Below are 22775 nucleotides of genomic sequence, written 5' to 3'. Positions count from 1 at the left end.
TTCTACCCCGATACTTTTTTCCCGGCCATTTGTCTAATCACATCGAACAAAGCCTGCGTTCCATCTTTGCCTCTGCCCTGTGACTGTAAAACGCTGAACAATTCTTTTATAAGCGCGACTCCCGGCAGCGGCTGATTAATTTTGTCGGCGTATTCGAGAACCAGTCTCAAATCCTTCACCTGCAAATCCACCATAAACGTCGGCTTGAAATCTCCCGCGATAATCTTCGGGCCGAGCACTTTCAATGAATGACTGCCCGCGGCGCCGGCAACGGTAGCATCGAGCGTAGTCTGAAGATTGAGTCCTGCCTGCTGAGCGAAAGCCAGACCCTCGGCGGTGCTCATAATCGTATGAACTACCATAACCTGGTTGACAAGTTTCGTTATCTGGCCGAAGCCGGAAGGGCCGCAATATGTAATAGTTCTGCCCATCGCTTCGAATACAGGCTTTACTTTCTCGAAAGATTCCTTTGGCCCGCCGGCCATTATTGAAAGTTTGGCTTCTATGGCGCCAATCTGACCGCCGCTGATGGGGGCGTCGATAAGAACAACATCTTTTTCGGCAAGCGTCTTTGCCATTTCCTGCGTCTGGTCGGGAGAAATAGTTGACATATCGATGCAGATAAGGCCGGAATGCGATGATTCGATTACGCCGTTTTTGCCGAGCAAAACCTCTCTTACATCAGGCGTGTCGGTAACGCAGGTTATAACTATATCTTTATCTTTTGCCGCTTCTGCCGGAGTATCAGCCCAGAGGGCACCGGCTTTTATAACCTCGTCGGCTTTTGACTTTGTACGTGCATGAACTGTAAGCGCAAAACCTGCCTTAAGCAGATTGAGAGCCATTGGTTTGCCCATTATGCCGATGCCGATAAAGGCAATACGAAATTGAGTCATTTTGCACCACGAAACTCACGAAGAAAAAGAAGATATTGTTTTTATTTCATATCCTTCGTTGTTCTTCAATAATTTTTTATAATACAAATCTCTTTATACCATCTTTTAATCTTTTGACATTAAAGTTTATAAGTAAACCTATTTTAATGCCGGTAAGTTTCATATAAGTAAGAAGTTGTGCTTCGTGAATTGGTAAAACTTTATCTACGCTTTTAAGTTCGACAATTATATTGTTCTCAACAAGCAGGTCTATTCGATAACCACATTCGAGCACTACACCTTTATATTCAACCGGTACTTCCTTTTGAACATTATGTTTTATTCCAGCATTCGTAAGTTCATAAGAAAGACATTTTTCATAAGTTGATTCGAGTAATCCCGGCCCTAATTTTTTATGTACCTCAATGGCGCATCCAATCAGTTTTTTTGATAAGGAATCAAATTCCATTCAAAATCCTTTTATTTCACGAAGATAATAAAGGCCACGAAGTATTTTTATTTAACTTAATTTTACTTCGTGTTCTTCGTGGTTTTTATTACCCGACGATGCCGAGGCGTTTAAGTGTATTCTTCGACCATCGCATACTCTTTAGCTGTGCCCAGACGAGAAGCAGAATCACGACGACGGGAAGGCCTACATATCGAAGATATATGAATGTTCTCGCGAAGAAATTGGCGTCCGTATAAATCTGCCAGGCTGCGAGAAGTTCGGCAGGTTTGAAAATCGCGCCGATGCCGACGTTCTTAAACAATAACTGCCATGGCATCAGCAGGACAATCACGAAAAGTGAAATGAAAAAAGCCTTTGTTACGTGGCTTATGCCGCCAAGTCTGCCGATGAGCGATATCATCAGTCCGAACAGCAGGCTCATCGAATAAACAACCGAACAGACGATAAGCACATAATTGCAGATTCTGATTATCCAGGCAAGCTGACTGAATTTGATTTTGGCGTGAGAGAGCTGGTCGGTGTATTTGTGCCAGACGACATTCGGGTCGGACTTTGGCTTGTTAGGCTCGACGGAGTTTGCCGAAATCGGCGCGATTGAATTGGCTGAAACCGCCTCGGCGCCGGTAAGCTTAGGCTGAACAATCGGAGCGGAGACCGTCACATTCTCTGCGGGCCGACTCGAAACTGCCGCCGGCTTGTTTGGTTCGGTATTTACATGGTCTGTAAACATAAACCAAAAAGACCCCTGCAGCAAAAGCAAACAGAGCAGGCATATAAAGAAGAAAAGGTTCTTAAAGCTCTTGAGCGTTCCGATAGCCTCCAGGCAGTCCGTTGTTTCAAGGAGCTGGTCCTGTTTTTTCGAGTCTTCGGTCATTTCGGTATCTCCTAAAAAAATGTATCTCGTTATTAGTGAAGCGTTAAGCGAGATATGAGATACGCTTCACAAGGTACGGTATTATAACTGGTTGAATATATTTTGTGCAGTAAAAATAGTTTTTTCAACATCCTTTTTTGTCAGGGCCGCGGAAATAAACATCGCCTCGAATGGGCTTGGTGCAGGATAAATGCCGTTTTTCAGCATTCCCGCGAAGAACGCTTTGAAAAGTTTCGCCTTTGTCGATTTCGCGTCGGCGAAGTTCCTGACCGGCTTTTCAATAAAAAAACAGCTCAAAAGCGACCCGATTCGATTTATCGTCAGAGGAACAGCCGCCTTTTTCGCCGCTTCGAGCAGGCCGGTATGGAGCTTTTCCGATTTTTCCTCGAGACGGGCGTAAAATCCTTTGTCTTTCAGAATTTTCAGAGTCGCAATTGCCGCCGCGGTCGCCAGTGGATTGCCGCTCAGGGTTCCGGCCTGATAAACACTTCCTGTCGGCGACAGCATATCCATAATATCAGCCCTTCCGCCAACGGCCGCGCACGGGATGCCGCCGCCGATGATTTTTCCAAGGCAGGTCAGGTCAGGTTTCACTTTAAAAATTTTCTGCGCGCCCCCGAAGCAGAGACGAAAGCCGGTGATGACCTCATCGAAAATCAAAAGAGTCTTGTTTTCATCGCAGAGTTTTCGCAATGCCCGCAGATAACCTGCATTCGGCAGGACAACGCCCATATTCGCTGCGACCGGCTCGATTATGCAGGCGGCGATTTTATTTTTGTGTTTTCCAAATGCCTTTGCCGCCGAATCTATATTGTTGTATTCAGCGACCAGCGTAAGCGAGGAAAGGGATTTCGGCACGCCGGGGCATAAAGGCTTTGAAAACTGGGCCGAACCTGAACCGGCACTTACGAGCATCGAATCGCTGTGGCCGTGATAGCAACCGTTCATCTTTAATATGTAATCTCTGCCGGTAAATGCGTGGCCAAGACGAACCGCTGCCATAACAGCTTCGGTTCCGCTGCTGACGAGACGAATTTTATCGATTGAATCGAAGGCGTTGACGATTATTTCGGCAAGCTCTGTCTCGGCGACAGTTGGTGCGCCGAATGATGTTCCTTTTTTCGCGGCGGCCGCTGCGGCACGGACAACCGCAGGATGACAGTGGCCCAGTATCAACGCTCCCCATGAGCACACATAGTCTATATATTCCCTGCCGTCGATATCGTAAATTTTCGAGCCTTTTCCTTTTGCGATAAATAAAGGCGGGCAATCGACCGAGCCGAAGGCCCTGACAGGCGAATTCACGCCGCCGGGCATAAACCGGCAGGCTTTTGTAAATTGCTTATGCGATTTCATCTTTATAATCTTTACCCCCACACCAATATCGTTAAAAATAATTTAAACTGCTTTAATTTAGATATATAAGAATGATAACATTGAGTTTTAAAATTGTCATTTAGAATATTGGTGCGGGGTTTAAGTGCTAAAAGTGCAAACTTATCGGTTTTTTTCTTAATAATTTCCGTGCTTTTATATTGACAAACAAACATAATCTGGTATATATATATACATAGTCCTGTTATATTTTTTGCCATATTTTTATGATAAATTTGGTATAATGGATTGTCGAGTCTGGCCGTTGATGAGGCATCGGAAATCGAGAGAAGAAAAAAATTAGATAAGGAGAAAGAAGTATGAGAACGAAAATAGGGGTTTTGGTTTTATTGGCATTTCTGTTTTTACCAGTCTGTGCACAGGCAACTACCATCTGGACGGAAGGCCATCATGTAATTGATGCAAATCAAACTTATGATGGCGTAATAGAAATGTATAATGATAGCTCGCTGGATATGTATAGTGGTTCCATTCAATCTATAGAGGCTTATGATGAAACGATTATTAATTTGCGTGATGGCCATATAACTGAATTCAGAGCGTATGGCGAGAGTACTTTCAATGTTTTAGGAGGTGATATTAATCAGCTAATGAGTCTTGAGACATCTATTACAAATTTATATGCAGGTGAGATATATGCTTTATGGGGGAAAAAAAATTCTATTATAAACATCTATAACAGCCAAATTGATATTCTTATGGCCATGGAGAATAGCATAGTCAATCTTTATGCTTATGATATTATACATACTGTAACAGGTGGAATCTACAATTTAGGACAGGTCACAGGAAAGTACTATCTTGATGATAGTTCATTTTGTTTTGACCTTGCTTATGGTGACGGCAATGTTTATTCGCATATAAATATTGTTCCTGAACCGACAATGTTAATGTTATTATCATTTGGCGGATTGTTATTGAGAAAAAAATAATAAGAGAAGAATGGAAGTCATCTTTCAGGGAGAATTAAAATGAACCACACAAAAAAATCAACAGGGGTTTTCTGTTTATTTATTCTTATCTTTATGACGAATATTGTCAAATGCAAATCGTTATATGTGATTTCAAATTTTCGCGTAATGCCGCAAATTAAAACTTATGATATTGCAAATGATAATTTAAATTTTGTGTATGATGCTAATATTACTGTGGATATTGCTTTCCCGACAGATATTACGGTTCACGAATCGGATTACGGCAAATGGATGTTCTGTACAATCGAATATACAGGAATAATTGAACGTATTAACTTGCAAACAAGGAAGCCTGAAGAAAGAATAACAGTTCCAAATGCCCATGGCAGAGGTATGGCCGGGATCGTGATAGATAAAGATAAAAGCAAACTTTATGCAATGGATAGGTTTACTAATCGCTTATGGTCATATTCGTGGAATCCGATAACAGAAACGCTTACACTTGATTTTAACGACCCATATTATATCGAACTGGAAGGTATAGAATATGGTGAACCTGTTGGTGCTTTTGGTATCACACTTGATGAAGAAAACGATTTGCTTTATGTGGCGGACAATACGCATACTATAGAGTATTATAATACTAACGACTGGTCCTTGGCGGGTGAGCTTAATGTTGACTGCAATGCAATCAGTGTTGCGATTGATGAAAATAATCAGCGACTTTATTATGGCAGTATAGGTGAAGGATATGGTGACGGCGACCCCTGTTTATATCAGTATAATTTACTAACGGACGAGAGTGATTCGGTATATATCGGTAACGCGGTTGCGGGCATTGCTGTTGACCAGCAGACAGGCCTTGTCTATATCACAACCAGTGATGAGGGCATTAATGAAACAAAATATAAGCTGATGATTTATGATGTTAATTTGACTCTGCATAGTACACCTATTCAGCTTGGTTGTCCGACAGGTTTAACGGTCGCCGAAATTGGATACAGGCATCCATGTTTTGAAATTGTTAAAGATGATAATGATGCCGATTGCGTATATCCTTTGATTAGCCAATTAGAACACGAGTGGCTGGGAACGCCATATAACTGGCTGTATTACAATATTAACTGGGACGCAAATGGTTTTGCAGACAGCAACGTCGTAATCACAGATTTTCTGCCGTTCGAGGTAAACGAGCCAAATTTTATTTCCGATGGCGGCGAATATCTCCCTGATTTGCATGCTGTCAGATGGAATGTCGGTGACGTATCGGCGCAAGACAGCAACCAATTTAAGATTCAGGCGGCAGTCAACTATTATGCCAACCCCTGCGGAACTATCAGGAACAAGGCTGTAATAGAAGGCGATCATTATTTTGACCAATATGCAATTGATACTAATGTTTGTTATTACGGCGGTGATATAATCTATGTGGATAGAGATACTAATGGCTGGGGTAACGGGACAAACTGGCAGGACGCATATAAGGATTTACAAGAGGCTCTTGAATGTGCCAGAAGCAGTTGTGCAGAAGTTGTAGCTATTTGGGTGGCTAACGGTGTTTATAAACCTGTGCAAAATCCCTATACTATGACAGGTAATGAAACATTTGAGCTTATTCCAAATGTCGGCTTATTCGGACATTTCGCAGGAGGCGAGGAAAGTACTCTTGATCGCGATTTTAATAACCCTGCCAATGAAACTGTTCTCGAAGGTTTGATAGGAACACAGCAAAGTGTTGCCAGTGTGGTCAAGGCCGAAGACATTGAGTACCCGGATTATACAATCATTGACGGGTTTACTGTTAGAAATGCACAAGGCGACGGTTTATATATCGATAATTCTTATGCAGGTATCGTAAATTGTAAATTCCAAAATAACTATTATGGCGTTCGCAGCATATACTCGTGGTCTGATATTCACAACTGCATCTTCTTCAATAATTTTGAAAATGGTCTGTATGCATTCCAATTAAGTCGGCCTGTAGTATCGTATTCCGTTTTTGATGGTAACGGAATAACGAATTATGGCATATATACGCAAAACTATTCTGTTATAGACGTTAATAATTGTATATTCAAAAATCATCCTGGATATAATTCTTCCAGCGGCTGCGGGATACTTGCCGATAATGGAACTATAACTGTTGTGGACTCTAATTTTATCGATAACTGGTACGGCTTGAATCTGAGTAACACTTCAACCACTTTGACAAATTGTTCCGTAACGGATTCGATTATTAACGGAATATCCTGTTCTAATTCGGATTTGACCGTAAAATACAGTATTATTTCAAACAGCAGTTATAACGGCGCATCTCTTAACAGCGGATGCAATTTGACCCTCAAAAACAGTGTGATTAGTTATAATGGCAATGAAGGCTTGGAATTGTTCAATAATCTGACCAGCAGCATTACAAACAATTGGATATATAATAATGGGACAGCAGAAAATCTTTATGAAGGCTGCAGTGGAATTTATTTAAACAATCACAGTATGTCGCCCCCATTCATAAGAAACAACACGTTATATGGTAATTATACTTATGGCATTCAAATGTCTCACAGTGGCGGTGAGCCGAATATCTCCAACTGTATCATTTATGGAAATGATGCAAATGACCTTTACAGAGAAAATGGCAGTTTTAACAATGTAAGATATAGTTGTCTGCAAAGTATACATTCCGGTATCGGCAACATCGTGGCCGACCCGTGTTTCGTGGATACTGATTCAAATAATCTGCGAATTATTAAAGATTCCCGCTGCAGGAATGCCGGTGATCCGAATGGTAATTATAGCGGTGAAACCGACATTGACGACCAGGGGCGAGTCCAGTACGGCAGAGTTGATATAGGTGGTGATGAATTCTATGGCGGCCTTGCTGATTATGACGAAAACGGAATAGTAAACTTTTTGGATTATCGCTATTTAGCTCAAAGCTGGAAACAAAACCAGACGGATTACAGTCTTGACGATGATAATGATGTTGATATTTATGACCTTACATATTTTGCCGGAGACTGGCTGTGGCAGGAAAACGCCGAACAAAGCCGGATGATGTGTATGAGTACGGGCGATGATGAAGATTCATTGGAGAATGATAATCTTATGCTGTCAACGGCTATTGAAAGTTTAAGTAAAAGACCTCAAAGGTTGATAGAAGGAAGTCAGAAATTCTATGATATTACACCAGCGATGACAATCTCCGCAAAACAGCGTGAACTGGAATCTTTAAAAGCTCAGCGAGCAGAGAGAATGCATTTATCTAAAGCTGAATCAATAAGTTTATCAGATACTTCTAAGGTTTTTGATGTAAATGAAATCCTAAATTGGCTCGACGAATTGTGGAAAAGCGATGAGGAATTTAAAGAATCGATGAGCGAACAAGAGTATCTTGAATTCAGGAAATCTATTGAGAAATCGGAGGAATAGATATTTAGCAGTAAAATACAGGATAAAAGGCCGGTTTTGCCCCCGGCCTTTTTTTATTGCAAACTATTCTGAATCACTTATACTCTGTTGTTCTCAAAACAGGCACAGTGTATAGATATAAGTCTTTTTTGTAGAAATACTTAGAAGTAGAGAAATAATTTTTAAACCTTTTTTTGGAGAGTAATATGCATCTGGTTAAATGGTTTCGCAAGAATATGACCAAGTTGATGGCGATATTCGTGATACTGATTATGGTTGCCTTTATTATGCCGACCGTACTGACTCAGCTTGCCAAGCCGAGGTCTACCGGCCTTGAAAACGCAATGTGGCTGTACGGCAAGGACAAAAAAATCACAGTTAACGACCTGAGAGAAGCCACTGCCAAGCTCACTGTGCTTCGCGGTTTGTATGTGGACAAATTTCTCCTTGGTCAGCAGGATTTAAGATCGATACTTTTGGGCCAGATTCTTTTTCCGGAATCGGTGCCTGCGGCTCTTTTGGATGACGAGATAAAAAAACTTTCCATTCAGAACCGGCTCAGCATAAGCCCTTCGAGGATAGATGAGTTTTTCGCGCAAAGCCGCGGCAGAGCGGAGCTTTTCCTGATAGCGCTCGGGGACGAAGCCGCAAGCGCCGGTTGTGTCGTGCCTGCCAAGCAGGCAGGTGAAATACTTAACATCATCATTCCGCAGGTAACGAACAATCAGGTCGATGCGGCGACAGCCGTTAAAAGAGTATGTTCGGCCAATAATATGTCTGACGCGCAGGGGCTGGAGGCTTTTGCGGATATCCTGTCGATTATGACTTATGCGAGAATCGTCGGCGATACCGAAAATGTTACCGAATCGCAGCTCGAAAATATATTCGCAAGGGCAAAAGAAAAAATCAACGCCGAATTTGTTCAGTTCAATGCCGAAAACTTTCTGGATAAGGCCTCTGAACCGGATAGCGCAGCAATTACCGAGCAGTTCGAGAAATACAAAAATTATCTGCCGGGAACGGTCGATGACGACAACCCGTATGGTTTTGGGTATAAACTGATGCCGCGGGTCGCGCTGGAGTATATGATTGTCAGGCTCGAAGACGTTAAAAAGCTGGTTGCTATGCCTGCCGAGGAAGAAACGGAAGATTACTATCAGCATAATCTCGAGAGATTCGTGGAAGAGATGCCTGCCGAATCCAATGCCCCGGACGCCAAGCCTGTAACGAGACAGAAAAGCTACGCCGAAGTGGCCGATATGATAAAGAGAGGATTGTATGCTCAAAAAGCAAGTTCACAGGGCACGAAAATTCTCAATCGGGCCGTTGAACAGGCTGAAACGAATTTTGATACGCTGAACTTTGAAAAAGCGGATGTTAACGCATTCCGGTCCAAAGCGGGAGACTACAGCGCAGCGGCCGAGGTCGCATCGAAAGAATATAATATAAAAATTTATACGGGCAAAACCGCTCTGATCAGCGCCGAAGAAATACAGGCCGACCAGTATCTCGGAGGTTTGATGATGACAGGCCAGAGCAGGGTGCCCACGAGACTGAGCAAACTTGCCTTTGCCGTAAAACCGCTCGGCAGCGAAGCGAGCAAACTCGGACCGTTCGAACCTGCTGTACCGAAATTGTATGTTAGCGTCGGGCCGCTTTCGGATATGGCCGGCAATATTATGGCCGTCGTGCGTGTTGTTGAAACCGCCGGCTCTGCCGTACCTGCCGATATCGGGCTGAGCTATCAAAAAAATCTTCCGGAACTTGCCGCCTCTTCCGCGGCCGGAAACAAGACATTTGTCCTGAAAGATATTGTCGCGAAAGACTGCAAAAGACTCCAGGCAATGAAAGTCGCCGACAAAGTCGCCGGAGAATTTCTGGAAATGGTCAAAAAGCAATCCTGGGATTCCGCACTGGAAAAAATCAATGCCTCGTACGGCAAAAAAGACAGTAACGAGCCGAACAAAAAAACCTTTGCGATTCAGACATTCAGCGACAGCACCAGAGTTTCTAAAATGGATATAGAAGTTACAAGGATGAGAACTGCCGGTATGGCCGGTGCCGAAGGCATTATGAATCAAAGCCTGATTTACAGCAAACTTATGGACACAATTAACAGTGAGTTTGAAGATATCCAGGCGAAAAAGGTAACTCTGCCGGCGATTATCGGTTTCCAGCCCCGGCTTTCCTTTTATGTGATAAAAAGTTTAACTCGTGATTCCGGTGCAATCGAGGATTATGAACAGATACGCCAGCAGCTCGCTTTCCAGCAGGATTATATTGATTCACAGAGTATGTCGGTAGAGCATTTTCTGCCGGACAATATTCTTAAGAGATTGAACCTCAGGCCCGCGCAGCAGGAACCGAACTCCCCGGCCGATTCGAATAATGCAAATGGAGAAAATCAGTGACAGCAGGGAAATTTAAGCTGCCCGGTATATGGCTTCTTTTTCTTGCCGGCGTTCTCGGCTGGTGGATACCAGGCGCCGGCCACTGGCTGATTGGTCAGCACAAACGCGCTGCGATAATTTTTGTTGCGATTGTTTTCGCGTTTGGGCTTGGCACCTATATCGGCTCGATTGCCGTAATCGACGCAAACACGCCCTGGTACTGGGCACAGCTTTTATTTTCGCCGGCGGCTGCATTCATCGCTCATCTCAGCGGCTCCGTATATCATCTGGACGCGTACGGCAGGCCGAGAGAAATAGGTGAAATCTACACAGGCATCGCCGGAATGCTGAACCTTTTGTGTGTTATCAATGCCGTTTATATGGCTCATTGTATTAATATAAAAGAGCAGAACAAATGATTGATTATTGTCTTGCCGGCTTTATGGCCCCTATTAATATCGGCACAACGCCACAGGCGTTTCTGCTCGCGCTGCCGCTGATAACTGTTATCGCGGTTGTGTATAAAGCGACGAAACTCGAAAAAATTACACTCGTCTCGTTTCTTCGCGAGACGGTTCTTCTGTTCGGCTCGATTCTCGCCTTTATGGTACTGACGGCGATAGTTATTTTTTTGATTATGAAGTTGACGGTCGGCTGATAAATCACAAAACGGGGAAAAATCAGAATTTTTTTCTGAATCTCGCCGTTGGTACATTCATTAATTTGCGGTATTTCGCGACAGTTCTTCTTGCGATATCCTTCACTCCCATTTGTTCGAGCTTTTTGCGTATCGCGTCGTCGCTCATCGGTTTCGACTTGTCTTCGGAATCTATAATCTGCTGCATCTTTGCGCGAATCGCCTCGAAGCTTTCGCTTCCGCCGTCATCGGTTTCCATTCCGCCTCCGAAAAGGTCCCGCAGCGGCATCAGTCCCTGCGGCGACTGAATATATTTGCCCGAAACAGCCCGCGAAACGGTAGCGACGTGAACGCCGACCTTCTCGGCAATCTCCGACATCGGCAGCGGTTTTAAATACATCCGGCCCTTTTCGAAAAATTCGCTCTGGCTGTCGACAACCGCCTGGCTGACTTTCAAAAGGGTCTGCTTCCTCTGTGCGATAGCGTCCATTAGCCATCTTGCCGAACGAATATTATCCTGCAGAAACTGGCGCGCCTTTACGTCGAGTTTTCTGTCCCTTGCCATACCGGCATAATATTCGTTTATCCGAAGAGCCGGAACGCTTTTGTCCGCCAGGTAAACTTTAAACCTGCAGGCTTCAGCGGAGACGGGCTCAACTATTATATCAGCCTTTACCGGATGATTCCTGACCCTGCCAATCTGCAGCCCCGGCGAAGTATCGAACTTCCGCATCCGTAAAAGAGCCTCGTTAATTTGCTCGACCGTGCAGTTCATTTTTTTCGCGATGTCCGGCAGTTTATTTTCAAGAAGCTTATCGAGATATTTCGATACAAGCTCCCTCTCGAAACTCATATCTTCCGAAGATTGGTCTATCTGAATCAGCAGGCATTCTCTCGCGTCGCGTGCGCCGACGCCGGCCGGCTCGAGCTGCTGGACGAGCTTTAATGCTTTTTCGAGGTCTTCCATTCCGAAATCATTTTTATCTTTATTGTGAAGCTGTTCGAGCCGAACCTTCAGATAACCTTTTTCATCGATGTAATCTATGATTTGGTCGCCGGCTTTTCTTGTCTTTTCGTCCGCATCGACAAGCCGCCATTGTTCGCTGAGATAATCATGGAGCGAAACGCCCAAATCCGGAGCGTTGTTCATCGCCTCCATTTTTTTGTCCGGCTCATTATCGTAACTTGTCCGTTTGGAAATTTCGGTACGGTAAAGATAATCGTCGGACTGCTCGGCGAAATCGTCAAGTTTTGCGAAATCCTCCTGCTTGTCCTCGTCGCGGGTTTCTTTAAGCTCCTGCACCTGTGCATCCGGCTGCTCGGACTGTTGAACTGTGGCCGGTTCAATGTCGCTGTTAATGTTCGGCAGAGAATCGGTTTCCAAAGGCTCATCTGTTTCAAGAACGGGATTACTGCTAAGCTCGGCTTCAATCTTTTCAAGAAGCGCGAACATCGGAAGCTGCAAAATCTCCATCGACTGAATCATCCGCGGCGCAAGCTTCATCCGCTGTTCGAGCCGCATCTGGTTTGTCATATCCAGCTTCATACCACTTCCAGGAAAAATTCGTGCCTAATATGCAAATTTCGTTCCAATTGGATTAAATATAGCAAATTGTTGCGAAAAAAGCAATTTAATGTGCCTAAAATGGGGGAAAATCGGCAAAAACACGCTGAAAATCGCTATTCGAGTTCGTTTCTGCCGAGTATAGCGTCTGTCAAAACCGCGCCGCCGGCGTATTCTATCTGGCTTCCGCCCGGCAGGCCTCTTGCGAGCCGTGTGATTTTAACGCCTAAAGGTTTTATTAATGAACTGAGATAAAGGGCCGTGCCGTCGCCTTCGACGGTCGGATTCGTGGCCATTACAACCTCGCTGATTTTGCCGTCGCGGATTCGGCTGATTAAATGGTCGATTGTCAAATCGTGCGGCTCGATGCCGTCCAGCGGAGCGATATGGCCGCCGAGGACGTGATAAACCCATTTGCAGAGTCCGGTTTTTTCAAGGGCTATGAGGTCCTTGAACTGTTCGACGACGCAGATAATGCTTTTGTCGCGTTTGGCGTCGCGGCAAATCGAGCATAAATCGCCTTCGGAAAGGTTATGGCATTGTTTGCATTGCCGGACGCTGCTTTTTAGTTTCGTGATGGCCTCGGCAAGGGAAAGTGCTTCGGCTTTTTCCGTTCTCAGGATATGAAATGCCAGCCGTTCAGCGGTTTTTGTGCCTATGCCCGGCAACCTGCCAAGTTCATCTATCAGCTTATTTAAACTCTGTGTATATGCAGGATTCACCCCGTTAGACCTCCATTCAATTTATAATTGTTTGTACAACCTGTATAAAATATACCTGCCTTTTCGAACTTTACAACATATGTATAAAACCAACCAGGTCTAACGGGGGTTCATCCCGCACCTTCCTTTTATTCGCCTTATCTTTACACCTTGTCATCTGAGCCCCTTTGGGGCGAAGCAATCTCGTTTTTAAACCATTTACCTTACCATTTTATGGTTTTTTCAAAATATGGCAACGTCAAATAACCGCCTTTTTTATATGCGATTAATCGCGAATTTGTAAGGAGGTTTTAAAAAAATGTGATTTTGTTAGCTACAAGTGGAATTTAAGTTTGATATTCATAGGTTTTATGTAGTATATATACTACATAAAACCTGTCAATTATTAATTGTAACAAAAAAGACCTATTTTACATACAATTTATATATCTTTTTATAAAGGAATTATGGGAAATTGCTCAATAAAATGACTTATGTTTTTATATTGACCCTATGTTATGTAGTATATATACTACATAACACAATAATAAAATGCTTTAAACGCTCCATGTACATGTGTTTATTGAAAATTATGTAATAATTATATGACTATATTAAAAGGATCAATAACTAATCCAATTTACAGTAGTATATATACTACTGTAAATGGTATAATTAAACGAAAACTATTAGTGTATAACTCAAACTACAACTAAAACTTAACGTTAAAGTGAACTACTAGCCGAGATTTATAAAGGCATCTAAAAATAGTTTTGATATTAATAATACTAAGTTGCAATCATGGCAAAAACTCGAATATCTATAGCGAAGCCCGACATAATAAAACTATTTGATGGTTTAAATCAGAAGATTTTTGAACTATCTGATATCAGGGAAATCCTCGAAAAGAACCGTGCATACTGGCGTTTGGCAATGTATATGTCTTGCAATAATTTTATAAATTTTCTAATTAAAGATACCAAACTAAAAAAAGAAATATTCAATTTTTCATACCGTTCTATTGTTAGATACACTTGGGGCGAGATCCCTTTCTATGAACTACTTTTGGCCCTGAAACCTAAAAGTTATTTTACGCATTATACTGCAATGTATTTTCACGAGCTAACCGAGCAAATCCCAAAAACAATTTGCTTAAACTTTGAACAAGGATCCAAGCCCCATTCTAAAGGTACTCTTGTGCAGAGTGGGATAGATTTTGCATTTAGAAATGCTACCAGACTTTCTCAAAATATTGCGAAGTACCATAATAATACAATACGATTATTAAACGGTATGCAAACCGGGAATGCTGGAGTTATTGAGTCGGTTGGTTATGAAGGAGAAAAAATACGATTAACAGATGTAGAACGCACTTTAATTGACATAGCCGTAAGGCCAGAGTACTCTGGCGGGCCTTTTGAAGTATTAAGAGCGTATAAATTGGCAAAAGATAAGGTTTCTATCAACAGGCTAACTGCTTTGCTCAAAAAGATTAACTATGTATATCCTTACCATCAGGTAATTGGATTTTACTTAGATAAAACAGGTGCGTATGAAGAGTCGCAAATTGAATTATTAAGAAAATTTGAAATAAAATACGACTTTTATCTTATGCACAAAATGACAGATTTAGACTATTCTGAAAAATGGAGGTTATACTTCCCCAAGGGCCTTGCATAAATCATCACATTTCATTACAACATAATCAAAATAAAAATCAAACGCCTTTAGTTCTATATTAGGTTTTACAGTATTTTGTATCGTTGAAAAATCTTCCCTATGATATTCTTTATAATTTCTAATATTTTTAATTAAACCTAAACCTACACCTTTTTGTTTAAAGATTCGCTTTAATAGTTCAATGTTGTTTGGAGTGGTTAAATTTATTGTAAAATGATTTAAAACTGTATAAATATCAAAGAAATCTCTCGCTCGAGCAGTTCGATAAGATTGACCAATTAATTCCACATATTCCGGCATTTGCTGACAAATAGCTCTTATCTTTTCAAATACTATCATCTCTGGCGAATATGCATAAATGGTATAATTTTCAAGCTCAAAGGCTTGTTTGTGCTCACAATATTCCCACTTGCTTACATCAATGCTAAATTTCCTTTTCTGAAGTGGCCCAACAACCGTAGCATTTTTCCTCAAAGCATCAATATTTTCTTGATGCTTAACGTAATCATTTTTGCTTATAATTTTAAATTCTAACTGATAGCCTCCCCAAAATTTTGGAGTATTAGGTTTGTTTTGTTCGGGCTTTTCCTTAATAGCAATATCAAAAATTATATAATCATTTTCACTGAAAATTTTTTCTAATGATTTACTTAGCCTGTCTAAAAACTCATTAAGAGAGTCAAATTCAGATTCGATTGAAAAATCCAGATCTATTGAGGCTCTGGGGGAAATTTTATAGACAATATCTAAAGCATTGCCACCCTTTAGGACAAGTGTTTTCATTAGAGTGTCGTCTGCGAAAACAGATATAATTGCAAGTTTTTTTATTTGTTCAAGTTTGTCCAAATCCATAAACCGTCCTCATTAGTTCTGTTCCTCTACATCTATAATGTTAGCTTCAAATTCGGTAAGCATATTTTTTATGATTGGGCTGTTAGCTGCCTCATCGATAGTTTTTTTGCTCACCTTTGCTCCGCGTGGTTTGGGCTTGGCCAGATTCTGCGAAGCTTCATTAATAATTTCAAAGCCGGTTTTTATTTTTGTGCCAAGTAAACCGCTCAGGATGGTTTCGATTGCTTCCTGCTTGCCGTTTCCCTTGCAGAGTTTCATCGTAAATTCATCGCACCCGTTAAAGCCAAGGATTAGCAAATTACCGTTTAATCGCAGTGGGGATGCTTTTCTCAAAAGCTCAGCAATTCTCGTATTCGGGATTGAATTAATTATTTTTTCCCAATTTTGTTTTATCTGCTCGATATCCGCTCCTGCCGCGATTACAGGTTCCTGGGATTTGTCCGCCTGCTGGTCAGATTTGAGTTCTGAATTCTGTGTTCTCCGTAAGGAGTCCATAGGACTGTGTTCTGTGTTCTGTGTCTTATGTGTTACTGCTGTGTTTTTTTTTAACTGCTCGGCAGGGCCTTTAGCGTTGAGTAAGTCGGGTATGCTCATAAATTGCTCGGCCAGGGCGAATCTCAGCAGCGATGCTTCGAGAAGTGCCCGCGGATTATCGCTGTTTTTCACCGGCCAGCGCAGCTTTTCGAGAAGCGCTATATTGTAAACAAGGGCCGGTATATCGAAGTTTTCTGCTATTTCAATAAGCCTTTTCTTTTCTGCTTCGGTCAGGATTACCAGAGAAGACGCGGCCTTTGCCGCCTTGAGAACCATCATATCGCGAAGGCCGTTGATAAGCGCATCGAGCAATCCCGTGCAGCTCAGGCCGGTATTTAGCAGGTCGTCAACTCCCTGCAATGTTCCCGCGGCGTCGGCAGCGCCGATTTTTTCGAGGAGCAGGTATGTTTTTTCGCTGCTCGGCAGTCCGAGCAAATCTTCGAGCATTTTCACCGTCAAAGGCTGCGTCCCTGCGCTGATAATCTGGTCGAGCAGGCTCAGCGCGTCGCGCATCGACCCGTTGGCAAGTCTTGCCAGGGCGATTATGCAATCGTCCTCGAATTTTATCTGCTCGTCGGTAAGTATTTTTTTGAGCTGAGTGATAATATCGGCAGGGCTGATATTGCCGAAATCGAACCTTTGGCATCGGGACTGGATTGTCGCCAGTACTTTGTTCGGCTCGGTTGTCGCGAAAATGAATTTAACGTGTGAAGGCGGTTCTTCGAGGATTTTCAGCAGGGCGTTGAACGCCTCTGTCGTGAGCATATGTACTTCGTCTATAATGTATATCTTGTATCTGGCCCTTGCCGGCCGGTATATGGCGTTGTTCCGCAGTTCGCGGATATCTTCTATCTTACGTTCCGACGCCCCGTCTATTTCGACAACGTCGATATCTTCGCCGCTGTTTACCGATATACAGCTATCGCATTTTAAGCACGGCTCGACCGTTGGCTTGTTGGATGCGAGGCAATTTAGCGATTTGGCAAGGATTCTGGCCATAGTGGTTTTGCCTACGCCCCGTGTGCCGGTGAAAAGATAGGCGTGGGCGACCCTGCCGGAGGTTATCGCATTTTTCAACGTCTGAGAAATAGCGTTTTGCCCGACCACGTCGTCAAACGTTTGCGAGCGATACCTTCTTGCCAGTACTGTATAAGCCATTGTTTTTCCGTATAGAATCCGTGAAAAACCATCATAAATGCAAAAGGCCGTTTAGTCAAATTGAATTGTTTTAAATGCTTTAGGCTTGTCATTTGCGGAATAAACGATACAATAAATCCGGCCGGGTCTCAGACTATCCGGACCCGCAAACCTGGTCAGACGCGGAAGCGAGCAGCCATACGCGGTCGTTTGGTTGTGACTGGTAAACCCGGCCTTTTTTATCAGAGTGTCATTCTCGCGCAGGAATATCACCCTCGCGTAGGCGGGGGTGGGAATCTGCGTAAAAAACCGGTAGAGGTAATGGTAATGTCACGTTTTTGGTTTGGGCATTTATAAACGTTACCTAAACCAATACCTAAAACAAAAAGTTTAGCAGGGGAATGTTATGAAAGTAAAAATTGATGACAGTTGTACATCGTGCGGGCTATGCGTCGAGACTTGTTCGGAAGTTTTCAGGATGGGCGATAACATCGCAGAGGTTATCGTCGAGCAGGTTCCGCCTCAGTTCGAAGACGCCGCCCAGCAGGCAGCCGATGAATGTCCCGTAGAGGCAATCGCGGTCGAATAGCCAAATTCGCTATTTCGAAAGTTCCCTGCTTCGTTTCGCAGCGGACCGCAGCGCATCGAGAACTGTCTTTTCAAATTTACGCTTGGCAAACACCTTCAGCGCAGCTTCCGTAGTCCCGCCGGGAGATGTAACATTTTTTCGCAGGATATCCGGGGACTGACCGTTTTTTAACGCCTCAACCGCAAGCAGACCCGCTCCCTTTGCCGTCTGCAAAACAAGCTTTTCGGCAAGCTCTTTTTTAAGCCCCAGTTTTCCGGCCGTCTTTATCATCTCCTCCATCAGTAAAAAGAAATACGCAGGCCCGGAACCGCTGACTGCCGTTACGGCATCGATGAGTTTTTCATCATTAACAACTACCGCAAGGCCGACAGCGGAAAAAATCTGCACAACAGATTTTACTTTGGCCTTTGCATTTTTCGTTGCGTATATCGCCGCCGCTCCCGCGCCAATCAAAGCGGGAGTATTCGGCATCACGCGCACGACAGAAACATTGCCGAGAACCTTCTGAATCTTTTTGGTCGTTACACCTGCGGCTATGGATACAATCAAAAGTTTTTTGCTGACAGAGGCTTTTATTTCTTCCAGAACTTCCCGTATATTCTGCGGCTTGGTACTCAAAACAAGTACATCAACGGCCTTTGTCAGTTTGCAATTGTCGGCGGCGGATGAAACCTTGTATTTTTTGCAGAGAAATTTAATGCGCTCCGGACGAATATCGCTGATGATTATATCCTTCGATTTATAAAACTTTGCGTCGATAATGCCTTTGATTATCGCCTCGGCCATATTGCCGGCGCCGATAAAGCCAATTTTTGACATTTAGTTTCTCCCTTTTAAATGGTTTCTTCGGGTAATTTTAACAAAGAAAAGAAAAAATGCAAAATAAAGAATTTTAGCCACAGATGAACACAGAATGACGCCGATTTTAGGCACAGGCCTAAGGACTCCTTACAGAGAGAACGCCCTGATTGGTTAGCTCAAAATCTTTTTGCCTTGCCCCGGCCGGGAACGTATAATTATGGCGAGGTTGATTTTGGAGCAAAACTATGGCGCAAACCGAGCCGGACAGCGAAATCTTTGAGTTTGCGATTTTTCGCGAAATAGCGGCGTATCATTTCTATATGGCACTGGCCAAAGTTGTCAGCGATCCCCAGATGCGCAAGGTTCTTGAAGATTTTGCCAAAGAAGAGCTTGGCCACAAGGAACAGCTCGAGCTGGAAATTTTGAAAATGGGAAAAGTTCTGCCCGCCGAAGAAGATTCGTTCGTCCCATCAGAGGCCGATTCAATACCGGATGCAGATTCCCTGGGCAGTATGGATTACAGGGACATACTTTTGCTCGCAATCGAAAAAGAGGAGGCCTCGTTCAGGACTTATGTGGATTTACTGCCCCATGTTACCGACCCAAAGTCCAAAGAGGTGCTTTTGGCGATAGCAGAGGAGGAAGTTAAACACAAGCTTCGCTTTGAAATAGAATATAGTATGCTGACCAAAAAAGCCTGACCGCCTGTTCTCTGTCAGCAGAACGGACAAGTTTTTCGATAGCCACAAAGGCACTAAGACACGAAACTTTTTTTATATTATATAATTTTTTCTTCGTGATTCTTCTGTCCTTCGTGGTGCAAAAAGTTCGTCGCCTGCCGCGTAAATACAAACCCCAAAGGCAGATTATATTCAGTTGCGACAAACCGTGTTATTGGCGGTGTGAGAGAAAAATAGGCGACTATGCCTAATTATTAAAATTAGCTGTCCTCGCTATCCTGACAAATTATACCCCTGTTTTCCTGAGAAGACAAAGGATTTTGTCCGCAACCATCTGGCAAAACAAACCCCGATTTTTTTAAAAAAATCCGCAGTTTAAAGTGGCTGCATTTTTAAAATATCTCTGTGTTCTCTGCCTGCCTTGCCGTAGCTTTGAGCGAAGGCAGGTGTACTCTGTGGCTAAAAATATACTTTTTATATCCTCTGTGGCGACATAGTCAAAAGCGCGCAATAAAAAAATTGCGCAAATGTGAAAAATAAGATTTTTCCAAAATTTTTAACTCCAACTATCACAAGCATTTACGATTTTCGCCCAAAAAATTCCCCTCAAAAACTCGTCAAAACCGCGCAAGTTTTCAGGTAATACGGAGAGGCGTTGTTTAGCCCCCGGACCTGTGCCGGGGGGCAGAGCCGCGACCGTGAGAGAGCGGTCATATAATCTTATTTAATCGAAAGAATTTATGCCAAAACTATATCTTCCCATTCCTTATCCAACATTTCTCGAAAGTATATGTGTTTATTTTCTCCTGTGCTATCGAAAGAAAAAGTACGGCATCGCCTTTCGAAAAATAAAACTTACAAATGGAAAACACGCAATCGTTGACCCCGACGATTATGAAAAACTGGCGAAGGAGGATTGGCAGTTTTATCAGGGCAAAACGGATAATTTCTATGCCGCCAGGATGGGTATCGGGAAAATTATCTATATGCACAGAGAAATCACAAATGCTCCTGCCGGCAAAGTCGTCCATCACAAAGACGCCAACGGCCTTAACAACACAAAACAAAATCTGCAGATTGTAACCCTTGCTGAAAATAGCAGGTGCAGCAGAAAAACAAGCAAACCCAAAAGCTCAAAATACAAGGGCGTCGCTTTTATAAAAAGCAGAAAAAAATTCTACGCCCGAATAGTTTACAACGGTACTACCAAATTTCTCGGCTATTTCAAAAACGAAGATGACGCCGCAAGGGCTTATGACGAGGCCGCGAAAAAATATCACAAAGATTTTGCTGTCTTGAACTTTCCTGAGGATTCTAACAGAGCCCCGAATGTTAATGAGGGGTCATTGCGAACGAAGTGTAGACCCCCGTATTTAAATATCGGTTAGCCCCCGGACCTGCCTGTCCGTCCGTAGATTTATCGAAGGCGGGTGCCGGGGGGTTAGCCCTGCCAATACCTTGGCAGGGTTCGTCGTCGAGTTTTGAACATTTGAATTTTGCACTTCGAAGCAAAATTGCGGGGGCCGGGTAATCCTTAAGCCCCCAATTTTATATTGGGGGTTTTTATCTCGTCAGCAATTCGAATTCTTCCGGACTGAGAGTTTGTCTTAATTTCTGGAGCGACTCAAGTTCAATCTGCCGGACACGTTCTTTTGTTACGCCCAAATCTTCGCCGATTTGTTTTAACGTTTTGAAATCTTTTTTGACTATCGTCCCGCTCAGGCCGAAATGGTAGCGAATAACGTATCGTTCCCGTTCGGTAAGATTTTCATCGATAACCTGCATAAGGCTGCTGTGTGCCGTTTCGATGTCTTCGATTCCGCTTGTTTGGGCGGCCGCCTGCTGCGATTCATCGGCGGATTGCTCGGCGCCTGCGCTCATGCGTGCCTGTGCGGGAAGATAACGGGCGAAGGCGCGGGAAATAACCCACGATGCGTATGTGCTGAACCGAAATCCTTTCATATAGTCGAATTTTTCAACCGCCCGCATCAGCGCCATATTGCCTTCACTGACGAGGTCCTGCAGGTTTGCGCCGGTCGAATGCCTGCCGGCGATTTTGACAACGAGTTTCAGATTGGCTTCGATGATTATATTTTTCAACTGTCCGGCTTCGTTAAGCAGTTCCTGTGCCTGATACGCGGTTCTGCCGCACGGACTGTGGAGGCTCAGTTTGCTTATCGTATCGGCCGAGAGATATTTCAAAAAATTGTAGCGCCTGAATAACTGCACTTCCTGCTCGCGGTTGAGCATCGGAATTTTTTTAACGGTTTCGATAAATTGCTGCCAGTCCTTCTGGTTTATTCTGCCGTCCGGCTCGGAAATAATCCTTCGCGGCGTTCTGCGAATGTAAGGCTGGTCTAAAAGGATTTGTTTTTGCGCGTCCGGCCGGAGGAATTCATCGCTGGGGATATATTCAATTTTTACCGCCAGAAGTTTTTTGATTCTCTTTTGGGTTATAATGCGGTAAATGGAGCTGGTGCTTCGTCCGAATTTTTCGGCGATATCCTGAACGGTCGCGCCGTCCTGATACATATTGAAAATCGTCACGGCCTGAGCCGTGCCTATCGGGGCGTGGCGGTTTTGGAAGACAGGTTTTTTCTGATTTTTTTCACGTTCGATGAGAATGAGTCTTATCGTCTCAGCGGCTCTGCCGAACTCGGCGGCGACTTTTTTTATTACCGCTGTCCTGCTGAGGCTCTGGTCCTGGGCAAGCTGGCCGGCTCGTTTGGCAATTTCATTTTTCAAGTGCGGCTCGATAGTGCTGAATTTCGAGGCGTTTTGAATAAGCTCCTGGTTTGCTTTTGCGAATTCATTGATGGCCGATTCGGTAAAACCTGTTTTCAAACTGCCCTCGGGGAAGATATATTTTCTGCCGAGAAGTCCTCTTTTCTGCCAGCGTTCGAGAGTTCTGATTGAGATATTGAATTTTTTCGCCAGTTCGTCCAGCGAATAAATTTTCTCGTCCTGCTGTTCTGCTTTCAGGTGCAGTCTTGCGCTTGCCTTTGCGATATACCCCGGCAGGCTTTCGAGAAGTTCTTTGCCGGGTATCATTTGCGTTCTGCTCTGTTCTTTTGGCCGATAGCCTGTAATCCTGAAGCAGACGAATTCGAATGGATAGTCCTGACTTGGCGAGATTATTTTGTAAAGCTCTTCGGCCGATTCGAGCTGTTTAAGTTGCTCGGCTTTCGGCCCAAATCTTGTCTCCATAAGGAGTTGCGCAAGTATAACATTTTTAATTTTCTGCATATAAGTATTTTATCCTAAACAACTTG

Annotated in this window: 19 protein-coding genes and 1 other RNA gene; 10 read left to right on the top strand and 10 right to left on the bottom strand. The window is 43.5% G+C overall.

From position 1 onward, the window contains the following. Nucleotides 1-2 precede the first annotated feature (2 nt). From WC496_06285 to hemL, 4 genes are all read right to left on the bottom strand, one after another. On the bottom strand, nt 3-896 hold the full coding sequence (locus tag WC496_06285) for an NAD(P)-dependent oxidoreductase (protein ID MFA5292628.1): 894 nt from the start codon (nt 894-896) through the stop codon (nt 3-5). Between the two features lie 76 nt (nt 897-972). Continuing rightward, nucleotides 973-1344: a GxxExxY protein gene (locus tag WC496_06280; protein MFA5292627.1), complete on the bottom strand. Its 372-nt coding sequence runs from the start codon at nt 1342-1344 to the stop codon at nt 973-975. A gap of 88 nt (nt 1345-1432) precedes the next feature. Further along, a complete protein-coding gene (locus WC496_06275) occupies nt 1433-2221 on the bottom strand; it encodes a hypothetical protein (GenBank protein MFA5292626.1) in 789 nt (262 codons plus the stop codon). Between the two features lie 81 nt (nt 2222-2302). Continuing rightward, nucleotides 2303-3577: a glutamate-1-semialdehyde 2,1-aminomutase gene (gene hemL / locus WC496_06270; protein MFA5292625.1), complete on the bottom strand. Its 1275-nt coding sequence runs from the start codon at nt 3575-3577 to the stop codon at nt 2303-2305. A 338-nt stretch (nt 3578-3915) separates the two neighbouring features. Between hemL and WC496_06265 the strand changes: the two genes are divergently transcribed. The 5 genes from WC496_06265 (at nt 3916) to WC496_06245 (ending at nt 10986) form a co-directional block, all read left to right on the top strand. Next, a complete protein-coding gene (locus WC496_06265; GenBank protein MFA5292624.1) occupies nt 3916-4548 on the top strand; it encodes a hypothetical protein in 633 nt (210 codons plus the stop codon). Nucleotides 4549-4587: 39 nt separating this feature from the next. Beyond that, entirely contained in the window at nt 4588-7959 is a 3372-nt protein-coding gene (locus WC496_06260) for a right-handed parallel beta-helix repeat-containing protein (protein ID MFA5292623.1), read from the top strand. A 185-nt stretch (nt 7960-8144) separates the two neighbouring features. Beyond that, nucleotides 8145-10349: a hypothetical protein gene (locus WC496_06255; GenBank protein ID MFA5292622.1), complete on the top strand. Its 2205-nt coding sequence runs from the start codon at nt 8145-8147 to the stop codon at nt 10347-10349. After that, a complete protein-coding gene (locus WC496_06250) occupies nt 10346-10747 on the top strand; it encodes a DUF6677 family protein (protein ID MFA5292621.1) in 402 nt (133 codons plus the stop codon). Before WC496_06255 ends, WC496_06250 begins: the two co-directional genes overlap by 4 nt. Then, nucleotides 10744-10986, top strand: coding sequence for a hypothetical protein (locus WC496_06245; protein MFA5292620.1), 243 nt, complete (start codon nt 10744-10746; stop codon nt 10984-10986). Before WC496_06250 ends, WC496_06245 begins: the two co-directional genes overlap by 4 nt. A gap of 22 nt (nt 10987-11008) precedes the next feature. Here the strand turns inward: WC496_06245 and rpoN are convergent, their stop codons facing one another. Next, nucleotides 11009-12511, bottom strand: a complete 1503-nt coding sequence (gene rpoN, locus WC496_06240) for an RNA polymerase factor sigma-54 (GenBank protein ID MFA5292619.1) — start codon at nt 12509-12511, stop codon at nt 11009-11011. A gap of 134 nt (nt 12512-12645) precedes the next feature. Next, nucleotides 12646-13251: a recombination mediator RecR gene (gene recR / locus WC496_06235; protein ID MFA5292618.1), complete on the bottom strand. Its 606-nt coding sequence runs from the start codon at nt 13249-13251 to the stop codon at nt 12646-12648. Between the two features lie 780 nt (nt 13252-14031). Between recR and WC496_06230 the strand changes: the two genes are divergently transcribed. Further along, nucleotides 14032-14910: a hypothetical protein gene (locus tag WC496_06230; protein ID MFA5292617.1), complete on the top strand. Its 879-nt coding sequence runs from the start codon at nt 14032-14034 to the stop codon at nt 14908-14910. On the opposite strand, the gene WC496_06225 is transcribed toward WC496_06230, so the two are convergent. Next, complete coding sequence (locus tag WC496_06225; GenBank protein MFA5292616.1) at nt 14884-15762, bottom strand: nucleotidyl transferase AbiEii/AbiGii toxin family protein; 879 nt, start codon at nt 15760-15762, stop codon at nt 14884-14886. The genes WC496_06230 and WC496_06225 overlap by 27 nt on opposite strands. Nucleotides 15763-15774: 12 nt before the next feature. Continuing rightward, nucleotides 15775-17454 (bottom strand): DNA polymerase III subunit gamma/tau, encoded by a 1680-nt coding sequence (gene dnaX / locus WC496_06220; GenBank protein MFA5292615.1) that lies wholly within the window; start codon nt 17452-17454, stop codon nt 15775-15777. A gap of 119 nt (nt 17455-17573) precedes the next feature. Here dnaX and ffs point away from each other — a divergent pair. Both ffs and WC496_06210 read left to right on the top strand, forming a co-directional pair. After that, an RNA gene (ffs, locus tag WC496_06215) (signal recognition particle sRNA small type) lies at nt 17574-17671 on the top strand. A gap of 168 nt (nt 17672-17839) precedes the next feature. After that, nucleotides 17840-18022 (top strand): ferredoxin, encoded by a 183-nt coding sequence (locus WC496_06210; protein ID MFA5292614.1) that lies wholly within the window; start codon nt 17840-17842, stop codon nt 18020-18022. A 9-nt stretch (nt 18023-18031) separates the two neighbouring features. Here the strand turns inward: WC496_06210 and proC are convergent, their stop codons facing one another. Continuing rightward, nucleotides 18032-18841, bottom strand: a complete 810-nt coding sequence (gene proC, locus WC496_06205) for a pyrroline-5-carboxylate reductase (GenBank protein MFA5292613.1) — start codon at nt 18839-18841, stop codon at nt 18032-18034. Between the two features lie 227 nt (nt 18842-19068). On the opposite strand from proC, the gene WC496_06200 reads away from it, so the two are divergent. Both WC496_06200 and WC496_06195 read left to right on the top strand, forming a co-directional pair. Then, nucleotides 19069-19524 (top strand): ferritin family protein, encoded by a 456-nt coding sequence (locus WC496_06200; GenBank protein ID MFA5292612.1) that lies wholly within the window; start codon nt 19069-19071, stop codon nt 19522-19524. 719 nt (nt 19525-20243) lie between these two features. Continuing rightward, a complete protein-coding gene (locus tag WC496_06195) occupies nt 20244-20891 on the top strand; it encodes an HNH endonuclease (protein MFA5292611.1) in 648 nt (215 codons plus the stop codon). 175 nt (nt 20892-21066) lie between these two features. Here WC496_06195 and WC496_06190 read toward each other — a convergent pair whose 3' ends face one another. After that, entirely contained in the window at nt 21067-22749 is a 1683-nt protein-coding gene (locus WC496_06190; protein ID MFA5292610.1) for a sigma-70 family RNA polymerase sigma factor, read from the bottom strand. Nucleotides 22750-22775 lie beyond the last annotated feature (26 nt).

This window comes from Phycisphaerae bacterium (genome assembly GCA_041652575.1).
Lineage (GTDB): Bacteria > Planctomycetota > Phycisphaerae > Sedimentisphaerales > UBA12454 > UBA12454.
The sequence above is the reverse complement of the archived record's forward strand: the minus strand, read 5'-3'. Positions and strand labels throughout refer to the sequence as shown.